Source organism: Pseudomonas sp. HP_01 (genome assembly GCF_055284355.1).
Genome location: NZ_JBTOPV010000034.1, coordinates 111822 through 125170, shown reverse-complemented (window position 1 = coordinate 125170; position 13349 = coordinate 111822). Strand labels below are relative to the sequence as shown.

The 13349-nt window shown below is 60.9% G+C and carries 9 protein-coding genes; 7 read left to right on the top strand and 2 right to left on the bottom strand.

All coding sequences use genetic code 11. The annotated features are described in order from the left end of the window. The first annotated feature begins 299 nt into the window (after window positions 1–299). From mexE to ACYAR8_RS17970, 6 genes are all read left to right on the top strand, one after another. Complete coding sequence (gene mexE, locus ACYAR8_RS17995) at window positions 300–1541, top strand: multidrug efflux RND transporter periplasmic adaptor subunit MexE (protein WP_463580595.1); 1242 nt, start codon at window positions 300–302, stop codon at window positions 1539–1541. 12 nt (window positions 1542–1553) lie between these two features. Next, entirely contained in the window at window positions 1554–4745 is a 3192-nt protein-coding gene (locus tag ACYAR8_RS17990) for an efflux RND transporter permease subunit (RefSeq protein ID WP_074889479.1), read from the top strand. Further along, on the top strand, window positions 4745–6142 hold the full coding sequence (locus ACYAR8_RS17985; protein ID WP_463580594.1) for an efflux transporter outer membrane subunit: 1398 nt from the start codon (window positions 4745–4747) through the stop codon (window positions 6140–6142). Before ACYAR8_RS17990 ends, ACYAR8_RS17985 begins: the two co-directional genes overlap by 1 nt. A 229-nt stretch (window positions 6143–6371) precedes the next feature. After that, the gene (locus ACYAR8_RS17980) at window positions 6372–7469 is read left to right on the top strand and encodes a tetratricopeptide repeat protein (protein WP_463580593.1); all 1098 of its coding nucleotides are present in this window, start codon (window positions 6372–6374) and stop codon (window positions 7467–7469) included. A gap of 183 nt (window positions 7470–7652) precedes the next feature. Next, complete coding sequence (locus ACYAR8_RS17975) at window positions 7653–8354, top strand: haloacid dehalogenase type II (RefSeq protein ID WP_074889488.1); 702 nt, start codon at window positions 7653–7655, stop codon at window positions 8352–8354. 421 nt (window positions 8355–8775) lie between these two features. Beyond that, window positions 8776–9141, top strand: a complete 366-nt coding sequence (locus tag ACYAR8_RS17970; protein WP_074889491.1) for a histone-like nucleoid-structuring protein, MvaT/MvaU family — start codon at window positions 8776–8778, stop codon at window positions 9139–9141. 491 nt (window positions 9142–9632) lie between these two features. On the opposite strand, the gene ACYAR8_RS17965 is transcribed toward ACYAR8_RS17970, so the two are convergent. Next, a complete protein-coding gene (locus tag ACYAR8_RS17965) occupies window positions 9633–10136 on the bottom strand; it encodes a DUF4946 domain-containing protein (protein ID WP_245760055.1) in 504 nt (167 codons plus the stop codon). Between the two features lie 200 nt (window positions 10137–10336). On the opposite strand from ACYAR8_RS17965, the gene gloA reads away from it, so the two are divergent. After that, on the top strand, window positions 10337–10867 hold the full coding sequence (gene gloA / locus ACYAR8_RS17960) for a lactoylglutathione lyase (RefSeq protein ID WP_074889496.1): 531 nt from the start codon (window positions 10337–10339) through the stop codon (window positions 10865–10867). Between the two features lie 347 nt (window positions 10868–11214). Here gloA and ACYAR8_RS17955 read toward each other — a convergent pair whose 3' ends face one another. After that, window positions 11215–13032, bottom strand: coding sequence for a sensor domain-containing diguanylate cyclase (locus tag ACYAR8_RS17955; RefSeq protein WP_463580592.1), 1818 nt, complete (start codon window positions 13030–13032; stop codon window positions 11215–11217). Window positions 13033–13349: the final 317 nt, after the last annotated feature.

The following is a 13349-nucleotide window of genomic DNA, read 5'->3' as shown; positions in this document are numbered from 1 at the left end:
CCTGAAACGCGGGACGTGCATGAGTGGGACTGGCTTTAGCCGGGAATGAATCAGCGATCACCCTGCAAATGTGAGGGTGTTCATTCCGCCCCCTTCCCGGCTGAAGCCGGTCCTACTAAGTCACCGCGGATCCAGGTAAAACAGGCTTATGCTGCATGACGGTGCAGACTATCGATTTCAGACCTTTTATTACGCCGAACATCATTACGAATGATAGTTACCTTCGCGTCATTCGATTCGTGCAATAACACCCCCGAGAACATTATCCGCCCATCTCAATAACATCGGCGGATTCTCCCATGCTTCAGTCTTTAACTCCTTTGCGCTATCCCCTCGCCGCGTTGACCCTCGTGGTCATCAGCGCGTGCGGCCGGACGCCTGAAGCGACGGTTGCGCCGGCGGCGTCGAAAGTCAATGTGGCCAAGGTGATCGAGCAACCGGTCAACGAGTGGGACGAAGTCACCGCCCGCCTGGAATCGCCGGAAACCGTTCAGGTTCGCCCGCGTGTTTCCGGTCAGATCGATTCGGTTGCCTTCACTGACGGCGCTTTGGTGAAGAAAGGCGACCTGCTGTTCCAGATCGACCCCCGCCCGTTCGAAGCCGAAGTGCATCGTCTGGAAGCCCAGCTTCAGCAGTCCAGGGCCGCGGCCCAGCGCAGCACCAATGAAGCCCAGCGCGGCGAACGCCTGCGCACCAACAATGCGATCTCCGCCGAACTCGCCGACTCACGGACCACCACCGCCCAGGAATCGAAAGCCGCCGTTGCGGCCATCCAGGCGCAGCTTGACCTGGCGCGTCTGAATCTGAGCTTCACCCGCGTCACGGCGCCGATCACCGGCCGCGTCAGCCGCGCGGAAATAACCGCCGGCAATATCGTCACCGCCGATCAGACCATCCTCACCAGCCTGGTCTCGACCGACAAGGTCTACGCCTACTTCGACGCCGACGAACGCGTGTTCCTCAAGTACAACCAGCTGGCCCGCGACGGCAAACGCGGCGCGACCACGCCGGTGTACATGGGCCTGTCCAACGAAGCCGAAAACCCGCACCTGGGTCAGATGAACTTCGTCGACAACCAGGTCAATCCGCGCACCGGCACCATCCGTGGCCGCGCCGTGTTCGACAACAGCAAGGGCGAATACACCCCGGGCCTGTACGCACGCCTGAAGCTGGTCGGCAGCGGCACCTACTCGGCCATGCTGATCAAGGACGAAGCGGTCGGCACCGACCTGGGCAAGAAATTCGTGCTGGTGGTCGACAAGGACAACAAGGCGATCTACCGCAGCGTCGATCTGGGGCCGAAGCTTGAAGGCCTGCGCATCGTGCGCAGCGGCCTGACCAAGGACGACCGCATTGTCGTCACCGGCCTGCAGCGCGTGCGTCCGGGTTCACCAGTTGACCCGCAGGACACACCGATGGCCAGCGCCGAAACACTCACCGCATTGCAACAACAACGCCAGGCGCTCGAAGCCAGCAACCAAACCAAGGCCCAGCCGAAGCTGGACGCCAAGGTGGCTGCTTCCGCCACGCCACGCGGTTAAGGGACACACTCGATGAATTTCTCCAAGTTCTTTATCACGCGGCCGATCTTCGCGGCGGTGCTCTCGCTGCTGATCCTGATCGCCGGCGCGATCTCGCTGTTCCAGCTGCCCATCAGTGAATACCCGGAAGTCGTGCCGCCGACCGTCGTCGTGCGCGCCAACTTCCCCGGCGCCAACCCGAAAGTGATCGGCGAAACCGTCGCAGCGCCTTTGGAACAGGCGATCACCGGCGTCGAGAACATGCTCTACATGTCCTCCCAGGCGACCGCCGACGGCAAGCTGACCCTGACCATCACCTTTGCGCTGGGGACCAACCTCGACACCGCGCAAGTGCAGGTGCAGAACCGGGTCACCCGGACCGAGCCAAAGCTGCCGGAAGAAGTGACGCGCATCGGTATCACCGTGGACAAGGCCTCGCCTGACCTGACGATGGTGGTCCACTTGACCTCACCGGATCAGCGCTACGACATGCTGTACCTGTCCAACTACGCGGTCCTCAATATCAAGGATGAGCTGGCACGCCTGAACGGCGTCGGCGATGTGCAGCTGTTCGGCATGGGCGACTACTCGCTGCGTGTCTGGCTCGATCCGAACAAAACCGCTTCGCGCAACATCACCGCGACCGACGTGGTCAACGCCATTCGCGAGCAGAACCGCCAGGTCGCCGCCGGTCAACTGGGCGCACCGCCCTCCCCGAGCGCCACCAGCTTCCAGATGTCGATCAACACCCAGGGCCGTCTGGTCTCTGAAGAAGAGTTCGAGAACATCATCGTGCGCGCCGGCGACAACGGCGAAATCACCCGGGTCAAAGACATCGCCCGCGTCGAACTGGGTTCCAGCCAGTACGCGCTGCGTTCGTTGCTGAACAACCAGCCGGCGGTGGCGATCCCGATCTTCCAGCGCCCGGGCTCCAACGCCATCGACATTTCCAACGAAGTGCGCGGCGAGATGGAACTGCTGAAGAAGAACTTCCCGGAAGGCATGGACTACAGCATCGTCTATGACCCGACGATCTTCGTGCGCGGCTCCATCGAGGCGGTGGTTCACACGCTGTTCGAAGCGCTGATCCTCGTCGTACTCGTGGTGATTCTGTTCCTGCAGACCTGGCGTGCTTCGATCATCCCGCTGGCCGCCGTGCCGGTGTCGTTGATCGGTACCTTCGCGGTCATGCACCTGTTCGGCTTCTCCCTCAACGCGCTGTCGCTGTTCGGGCTGGTACTGGCGATTGGTATCGTCGTGGACGACGCCATCGTGGTGGTGGAGAACGTCGAGCGGAACATCGAGCTTGGCCATGAACCGATGGAGGCCACACAGATCGCCATGCGCGAAGTGACTGGCCCGATCATCGCCACGGCCCTGGTGCTGTGTGCGGTGTTCATTCCGGCGGCGTTCATCTCCGGCCTGACCGGGCAATTCTATAAACAGTTTGCGTTGACCATCGCCATCTCTACGGTGATCTCGGCCTTCAACTCCCTGACCCTGTCGCCTGCCCTGGCGGCGGTATTGCTGCGCGCTCACGATGCGCCGAAGGATGGCTTCTCACGCTTCCTCGACAAGCTGTTTGGGGCCTGGCTGTTCCGGCCGTTCAACCGTTTCTTCGTCAAGGCCAGTAACGGTTATGTGAGCACGGTGGGTCGGGTGATCCGCGTCAGCGGTGTCGCGCTGGTGGTGTACGCCGGCCTGATCGTCATGACCTGGCTGGGTTTCTCCACCACGCCAACCGGTTTCGTGCCGGCCCAGGACAAGCAGTACCTGGTGGCCTTCGCGCAACTGCCGGACGCCGCGAGCCTGGACCGCACCGAAGACGTGATCAAGCGCATGTCCGACATCGCGCTGAAGCAACCGGGCGTTGAAAGCGCCGTGGCCTTCCCGGGTCTGTCGATCAACGGTTTCACCAACAGCCCGAACTCCGGCATCGTCTTCGTCACGCTCAAGCCCTTCGAAGATCGCACGGCAGCCGACCAGTCGGCCGGTGCCATCGCGGGCGCCCTCAACGGTAAATATGCGGGGATTCAGGAAGCCTACATGGCGATCTTCCCGCCGCCGCCGGTACAAGGGCTGGGCACGATCGGCGGTTTCCGTCTGCAGATCGAAGACCGCGGCAACCTGGGTTACGACGAGCTGTACAAAGAGACGATGAACATCATCGGCAAGAGCCGCAGCGTGCCGGAACTGGCTGCGCTGTTCACCAGCTACACGGTGAACGTGCCCCAGGTCGATGCCGCCATCGACCGCGAAAAAGCCAAGACCCTCGGTGTGCCGATCAGCGACATCTTCGACACCCTGCAGGTCTACCTGGGCTCGCTGTACGCCAACGACTTCAACCGTTTCGGCCGGACCTATCAGGTCAACGTCCAGGCTGAACAGCAGTTCCGTCAGGACGCTGAACAGATCGGTCAGCTGAAAGTGCGCAACAACCGCGGCGAAATGATCCCGCTGGCGACGCTGTTGAAAGTCACCAACACCTCTGGCCCGGACCGCGTCATGCACTACAACGGCTTCATCACCGCCGAGATCAACGGCGCGGCGGGTCCGGGTTTCAGCTCGGGTCAGGCGCAGGTGGCGATGGAAAAACTGCTCAAGGAAGAACTGCCCAACGGCATGACCTACGAGTGGACCGACCTGACCTACCAACAGATCCTGTCGGGCAACACCGCGTTGCTGGTCTTCCCGCTCTGCGTACTGCTGGCGTTCCTGGTACTGGCCGCGCTGTATGAAAGCTGGAGCCTGCCGCTGGCGGTGATCCTGATCGTACCGATGACCCTGCTGTCGGCCATTGCCGGTGTGATCATTGCCGGGAGCGACAACAACATCTTCACCCAGATCGGCCTGATCGTACTGGTGGGCCTGGCGTGCAAGAACGCGATTCTGATCGTCGAGTTCGCCAAGGATGAGCAAGACAAGGGCAAGACTCCGCTGGAGGCTGTGCTTGAAGCCTGCCGCCTGCGTCTGCGGCCGATCCTGATGACCTCCTTCGCGTTCATCATGGGTGTGGTTCCGCTGGTCCTTTCCAGCGGCGCCGGTGCCGAAATGCGTCATGCCATGGGCGTGGCGGTGTTCTCCGGGATGCTCGGTGTGACCTTCTTCGGTCTGCTGTTGACGCCGGTCTTCTATGTACTGATTCGGAACTACGTTGGACGCAAAGAGGCGCGCAAGGCGGCCAAGGCTCAACGCATTCAGACCACCGCCCCGGAGGCTCATTGATGAAGGCTGCAAAACTCTTCCTGCCGAGCCTGTTGGTGCTGGCGCTGGCGGCCTGCGCCGTCGGCCCGGACTACAAGAAGCCGGAAACGGCGGCGGCCAACATCCAGGCCGCCACCCAGCGCGCCTACGACCGCAGCCACATCGAAACCATCTGGTGGCAACAATTCGACGACCCGACCCTGAACAAACTGGTCGCCGAATCGCTGCAGGGTAACCGCGAGTTGCGCGTTGCCTTCGCCCGGCTGAAGGCGTCCCGGGCGATTCGGGACGACGTCAGCAACGACGCCATGCCGGTGGTGACCAGCCGCGCGAGCAGCCAGGTCGGTCGCAGCCAGGTGCCAGGGCAGACTGAACAGCGCGTCAATCAGGAACGTTACGATCTGGGCCTGGACATGGCTTGGGAACTCGACCTGTTCGGCCGCATTCAGCGCGAACTGGAAGCCAGCGATGCCGACCAGCAGGCGGCCGAGGCGAACCTCTATCAGCTGCAGGTGACCATGATTGCCGAGCTGGTGGACGCCTACGGCCAGCTGCGTGGCGCACAACTGCGTGAGAACATCGCCCGGGACAACCTGAAAAACCAGCAGGAGTCCCGCAGAGTCACGGCACAACTGCGTGACGAAGGCGTCGGCAATGAGCTCGACGTGGTGCGTTCCGACGCACGTCTGGCGGCAGTCGAAGCGACCATTCCGCAGCTTCAGGCCGAACAGGTCCGCGAACGCAACCGCATCGCCACCCTGCTCGGCGAACGTCCGGACGCCATGACCGTGACCCTCGCCCCGGCCAAACTGCCGGCGATCTCCAAGGCCCTGCCGATCGGTGATCCGACCAAACTGCTGGAAAACCGTCCGGACGTGCGCAGTGCCGAACGGCAACTGGCGGCGCAGACCGCGCGGATCGGCGTGCAGACGGCTGACCTGTTTCCAAGGGTCAGCCTCAGCGGTTTCCTCGGCTTCACCGCCAGCCGTGGTTCGCAGATCGGTTCCGGCGCGGCTCAAGCGTGGGGCCTCGGCCCGAGCATCACCTGGGCTGCGTTTGACTTGGGCAGCGTAAGGGCGCGGATTCGCGGCGCCAACGCCGATGCCGAAGGCGCGCTGGCTAACTACGAGCAGCAAGTGCTGCTGGCCCTGGAAGAAACCGAAAACGCGTTCAGCGACTACGACAAGCGTCAGCAGCGCCTGGTGTCGCTGGTGCGGCAGAGTGAGGCCAGTCGTTCGGCGGCCAATCTGGCGAACATCCAGTACCGCGAAGGCACCGCTGATTTTCTCGTGCTGCTGGACGCCGAACGCGAGCGTCTGGCCGCCGAAGACAGCCAGGCTTTGGCCGAGATCGATCTGTACCGCGGCATCGTTGCCATCTACAAAGCCCTGGGCGGTGGCTGGCAGCCGAACGCCTGAGGTGATGGGATGAACGGCGGGATCCTTTGACCGGCAGCTGATATTCAGCGCTGATCTGCCGCCACGATCTGCCGCTCTCGAAGGCCCCGGACCCACAAGGTTCGGGGCTTTTTTCTGGAACATTGATAGACACCGTACGAGCGGCCTAGGGGCCAATCAATTCCCCACAGCGTTTGACACCCGGCAGTCTCTCCCCGAAGCTGCTGCACACGCAAAAACGGAAACCGATATGTCTGAATCGTCTTCCCGGCGCACACCCGCTCAGCTCAAGGCGCGACGGCGCTGGCAGGTGGCAGTTGCGCTGGCGCTGTTGCTGCTGGTCATCGCCATGGCGATGCTGGTGCGAAACTGGCACGCGCCGCCGGCCGCACCGCAGGTCAATCACAGCTACGCCGAAGCACTGGAGCAGGCCCATGGCGGCAAGCCCGGCGCCGCGCGGGTGCTGTATCAACAATTCAGTCGCACCGACCTGTCCGAAATCCGCCGGGCCGGCCTGCTCGCCGAGCTGGTCAATTACCCGGGCCCCCAGGCCCTGAAAATTCTACGCGGCGATCTCACGCGCCCTGCTCCGCTGGTTCAGCAGGCAGCCATCCAGACGGTGACGTCCATGCTGCCGGAGGAACAACGCAGCATGCTGATCGGCCCGCTGCTGGACGATCCCGACGATGTGGTGCGCTTCAGCGCGGTGCGGGCTCTGCTGCCGTTGAGCCCGGATGAAGTGGGCCTGTATTACGGCGCTTTGCAGGAAGCCGCTCAGCAATATGAACAGGCGCTGACCGCCCAGCCGCCTAGCGCGCAACGCCAGCTCGCGCTCTCGCGGCTCTACGCCAACAACGGCACCCCGCAAAAGGCGATCGAGGCGCTGGAACTGGCCACAAAACTGGAACCGGATAACCTCGAAAGCGGATTGGCGTTGGTGCAGTTGCTCGACCAGCAGGGCCAGGCCGATCGGTCGCGCCAGCTGCTCGCCCAGTGGCTGGAGAAACAGCCCCAGTCGTCCCTGGCGCAACACGCCCTTGGCCAATGGCTATTGCGTCATAAGCAGAACGAATACGCCCTGCTCCCGCTGACCCGGGCCATTGAGCTGGATCCTGACAACACCGGTTACCGTTACGACCTCGCCGTCGCGCTCCACGATCTCGACCAGCTCGAAGCCGCCCAGCGTCAACTGGAGGAAATACTGCGGCGCCAACCCGCCGACCGCCGCGCGAGGATTCTGCTGATTCGCTACTGGACCGACGCGGGGCAGCTGCAGAAAGTGCAGGTGCTGCTGGCTGAACTGGAACAGCTGAACGCCGATGACCCAGCTCTACAGCAGGGACTTTAGGGCATTCGGCACACGTCTCGGACTGGCCGAAGAACGCCTGCCCCTCCTGTCGAGCCATCGATTCATGTGAATGAGTACGCCGCCCCGCTTCGATCGGCTTAACCTTCCGCGATCCGGCACATCCGGGCTTCAGGCGACAAAACCGTCCCTGGAGCAGCGTGCACCCCTTAGAGGAGAATATTCATGGCAGTGCAGAAATCAGCGCCGGTCCTGGTTTTCGATGTGAATGAAACCTTGCTCGACATCACCGTCCTTGAGCCGCTGTTTGAGCGCGTTTTCGGCGACAGAGCCATTTTGCGCGAGTGGTTCGCCAACCTGATCCTCTACTCACAAACGATGACCCTGTGCGGCCGTTACACCCCGTTTGGCAAATTGGGCGTGGCCACGCTGCACATGGTCGCGTCTATCCATCAGGTCGCCCTCGATGCCCGCGACATAGATGAATTGCAGGCACGGATGAGCGCCATGCCTGCGCACCCTGACGTGCTGCCGGCACTTGACTGCTTGCGTAACGCGGGCTTTCGGCTGGTGACGCTGAGTAACTCGGCCAGCGGTGCGTCCCCTTCGCCCCTTGAGCGCGCCGGATTAGCGACATTCTTCGAGCGCAGCTTCAGTGTGGAGGCCGTTAAAAAATTCAAGCCTGCCCCGGAGACCTATCAAATGGTTGCCAGGGAGCTGAATGTCGAACTGGCCGACTTGCTTCTGGTGGCGTGTCATCTCTGGGATACGGCAGGCGCCCAGGCTGCGGGGTGCCTGGGCGCCCTACTGACCCGGCCGCACAACGCACCCTTACTGATCGACGGAGTGCCAGTGCCAGACCTGATGGCCCCCGAATTGGGCGCGTTGGCCGAGCAGATCATTCAACGCTGGGGCGGACCGGCATAGCCCAAGGCCTTCCTGGCTGATCTGCTTCGCTCGGGGCAAGTAGGCGGCTGTTTGTCGCTACCCCAGGAACGGATAGTTTCCAACGGCGCTAAAGTATAAGAAATTACTTACAACGTTTAGCGCCCATTATTGTTTTTTTGTCAGACCCGGTTATCGCCGCCGGGATGTTTCACTTAACAATTAGTCATCCGCTATTTTACAACGCGTAAAAAACGTGCATTATTTACTCGCGCCACAACTGAACTACCCCGTCGTGATTCCAACGTTCATCCTCATGAAGTTAGTGCCGACGGCTGATCCTGATGTGAAGGACAGGTAGAACGTGGCGACACCCAAAGCAGCAGACCCAGATGCGCGTCTTGTTGCCTGCATCGTTGCTTGCATTGCGCTGACAACAGCCATTAATTGCCGGAGTATCATTGTGTCCAGACTTGCCGAATTTCGCGCAGCAGAAAAAGCCCTTCAGGAGCAGCTGGCCCAGCTGGAGTATCTGAAGAACGACGTCGGATTGAAGAAGGAAATCGAGTTCGAGCAGCAGCTACAGGCCCTGATGAGCACGTACGACAAGACCTTGCGGGATATCATCGCCATCCTCGACCCTCACACAGGTGCCTCCAACTCCACGCCTGCGGCCCCGAAACGCCGTCGTCCGCGGGTCGTCAAGGTCTATCAGAATCCCCATACCGGCGAAGTCATCGAGACCAAAGGCGGCAACCATCGCGGTTTGAAAAACTGGAAATTACAATACGGCGCTGAATCCGTTGACTCCTGGTTGCGCGGCCGTTAGTCCTCTGGCCCTGCAACAACGGCCTGCAACATTGAGAAGAAGCTCTGCTCGCGGAGCTTCTCTGCAAGTGCAGGGTTATGGCAATGAAACGAGTGCTTTAACGCTGATGATTACGGCAAACGTCTTACGGATTTTAAATAATGCGTGCGGGTGCAGGCCTTGTATTTAATATTCAACCTGACAATTAGCTGAACAGATTCGTTTTAATGTGATATATCGCTTTCACTGCACCGCTGGCATATAGCATGCTCGACCGTGGCGCTTCTTCAGCTCGGTTAATACCATCAAGTATTATTGGATGAGCATCGAAGATGGCCATGAGCCTTCATGCCGCGACAGATGAATTTATCCATCGCAGCTAAATGGTCCGCTAGCTTCACATTTTTTTCACACCGGTTTGTAGAGGATAGAGGCTACTAAAGGATTAGTGCCCCAATGCCCGCTTCGGCGGGCTTTTTTATGCCCGCGATTTGTGTGAACCCCGCCTCGACCTACGGCGCCGACCCCAGGCGCAGGCCATTCCTGATCTGCAACACTTCGTCTTTATGGGCCGCATAGCCTTCCGCCGAGCCGGCGTATGACAACGACCACGCCAACTCCGGACTGGCCGCCGCCACCAGCGTCTGGGTCATGACGTGATTACCGTTCTGGGTGATCGTGCACGTGGTCTCCATCGCAGGGATGTCGCTGAGCGTGCTGTCCTTCATCCGCGTGCAGACGCTCTGAAAGCCACCGCGGGCGAAGTTGACCTGCACCGCCTTTCGCATTTCCAGTAACACGCTCTGCACGTTGACCGAATGACCGGGCTGCAGCTGCGTCTGGGTCAGCTCGACCACCATCGCCGGATCACCGTTCTGATCGTTTTTAACCGCACGCTGTCGTATTTGCACGGCGGGCTGACCTTCGCTCGCCGGCGGCTGGGGCAGCGCTTCAACTTCCCAGCCTTCGGGCCAAATGATCATGGCGTCTGCCGAAAAGGCGACACCCGGAATCATCAGCACGAAACAGAAAGCAACGCGGGCGCATGAGCGCAATGAAAAATGCATGGGCGGTACCTGAATGTCGAGCCGCGAAGTGTGAGCCGGTCATCCCCTGCCCACAAGCCGAAAGCCAGGCTTTATGCGCCACCGGTTTGGCGCGTCGGCCATGAGCCCGTATCATTACGCAACATTTTAGCGTTAACCCGGAGACAACCATGAGTCTGCACGATCTGAACACCTTCCCCGGCGTCACGGCCACCCCGGACGCCTCGACCGCACAATTCGTGTTCAACCACACCATGTTGCGGGTCAAGGACGCCACCGCTTCCCTGGACTTCTATACCCGCGTGCTGGGCTTCAGCCTGGTGGAAAAGCGCCACTTCGCGGAAGCGGAATTCAGCCTTTACTTCCTGGCGCTGGTGGATAAAGCGCAGATCCCGCAGGACGACGCGGCGCGCAACGTCTGGATGAAAGGCATCCCCGGCGTGCTCGAACTGACCCACAACCACGGCACCGAAAACGACCCTGAGTTTTCCTACCACAGCGGCAACGCCGACCCGCGCGGCTTCGGTCACATCTGCATCTCGGTGCCGGACGTGCATGCCGCCTGTGCGCGCTTCGAAGAACTGGGCGTGGACTTCCAGAAACGCCTGACCGACGGCCGCATGAAAAGCCTGGCCTTCATCAAGGATCCCGATGGCTACTGGGTCGAAATCATCCAGCCGACGCCGGTAAAGGGCGAGTAATAGCGCTTGATCGGTAGGACCAGCCTTGATCGGGGCACGGCGGTGGCCTCGACTGTGGGACGGTCCTTACCTCAACTGCGGGACTGGCCTCGACTGTGGGAGGTCCCTACCTCAACTGCGGGACTGGCCTCGACTGTGGGACCGGCTTTAGCCGGGAAAGCGTCAGGCGTCACACCGCAAGATTGGGGGTGGTCACACCAGCCTCTTCCCGGCTAAAGCCGGTCCCACTAAAAGCAGCGCATGCATCCAGAGGGACTGGCTGCGACCTCGACTGTAGGACGGTCCTTACCTCAACTGCGGGACTGGCCTCGACTGTGGGACCGGCTTTAGCCGGGAAAGCGTCAGCGTCACGCTGCTTCTATTACCGGATTCATATCAATCTCACCCACCAGATCATCCTCCAGACGCCCGCTGACAACCTCGGCAATGAACGTCAACGCGATGTTCTGGCACTGCTGCTTGAGCTGTTGCAGCTTCAGCGGCCGGCTAAGGAAATAGCCCTGGGCTTCTTCGCAGCCGAACTCACGCACCAGGCTCATGCAGCGAAAGGTTTCGACGCCTTCCGCGACGGTGCGATAACCCAGCTCGCTGGCCAGGTGCAGCACGGAGCGGGCGATGATGCGGTTGCGCGGGTTGCTCTCAAGGTCGGTGACCAGGGATTTGTCCAGCTTGAGGATGTTGGCCGGGATCTCGTGCAGGTAGGCAAAGTTGCTGTAGCCCGCGCCGAAGTCGTCAATCGCCACGTCAACGCCCAGCTCGCGGATGCAGGTGAGCTGGGCGATGACCCGCTTGTCCGCTCGAATCCACTCGCCTTCGGTGATCTCGACCTCGATCCGTGCGGGTTGAACACCGTGTCTGTCGCAGGCGCTCTGCAGCGTCAGCGCAATGTCCAGATCGGCAAAGTCCAGCGGTGACAGGTTGAGCGACAGCCGCACGTCTTCGTCGATCCAGCCGCTGAGGTCGGTCAGCGCGCGGTCGATGACCCAGCGGGTCACGGTACTGATTCTGCCGGCGCTCTCGATCAACGGAATGAATTCGCTAGGCCAGATCTTGCCGAGCATCGGGTGGGTCCAGCGAATCAGCGCTTCGACGCTGAGCAGCCGCCCATCCTGGAGACTGAAACGCGGCTGGTACTCCAGATAGATGTCGCCACTGGTCAATGACTCGGCGAGTTCGTTGAGCAGGGTCAGCGCGCGACGCTGGGCGCAATCCTCTGCTTCGTCGTAGGCCGCCCAGGGCACTTGCCGATAAACGGCCCTCCCCGCCGCGTGGGTCGCTTTGCCCATGAGCGCAGCGGCGGAGTTCAGACCGTCGTCACAGCACGCCAGCCCCACCACGACCTGCTGATGGGTGAAAGGCTCGGTGATCAGCGCCAAGACCATGCGGACCAGGTCGTCCCGTTGAGACCGGTCGCAGGTCATCTGCAGACAGAAATCCTGATCGCTCACGTGATACAGCTCAGCGATGCCATCCAGACGGCGGCTCAGGCAGTGGGCCATGTCACGACGCGTCTGCTGCTCATCCAGGTTGCTGCTCACGCTGACATTCGCAGCGCTCGCCATCGGCTGGGTGCGGATCACCACCATCAGCCGCACCTGGCTCCCGCTCACTGCAACGCCCTCGGTGTCCAGCAAAAACTGCTGCAAATTGGGCAAGCGGCTGACCGGGTGGCGGTAGCGCATAACCTGGCATTGTTCGACCTGGCCCATGACCAGTTGCGCGAAATCTTCGAGGACAGTGACTTCGTCGGGTTGCAGCGTGCGGGGGACTGTGTCGATCAGGCAAAAACTGCCGAGCACATCGCCGTGCTGATTACACAAAGGGGCCCCGGCATAGAACCGGATGCCATTAGGTCGGGTCACCAGCGCGTTATCGGCAAAACGCGGATCCAGATGGGCGTCGTTGACGACCATAACCCCGGAATTCTGGATGGTGTAGCGGCAGAATGACTGTTCGATGGGCGTCTGGCTCGCCTCGAAGCCCACCCGCCCGGGAAACCACTGGCGGTCTTTTTCCACCAGCGAGACCAGCACCGTCGGCACACGAAAGTGCGCAGCGGCAAGCCGACACAGGCGGTCGAAATCCTCGCTGTGTGCGGTTTCGAGCCATTGCAAAGCGTGAACCGCGGACAGGCGCTTCTGCTCAATTTCCAGCGAACAGTTCATGGCGTGCGCCCTCCATTATAAAAATGCGGATTAGATGATATCTCATGGCCACTACTGTCCGCTCGGGATCATGACGGATGGTCGACAGGCTTCGACCACAGGCAAAAGTAGAGTTCGGCCGAGCTGAGAAAAGTGATATCAGAAAGACATCAACTAAACGTTTCAGTTCCGAAACTGTACAAATATATTCTGTTGTACAACTTTTTATAAAGTTAATACGATTCCGGCCGACAGATGGATCAGAGCGACACGCAATTAACCCTAGCGTCTCCTCCCTGAGACGCCGTCACCGCACTCTAACCCGAGAAAAAGGACCG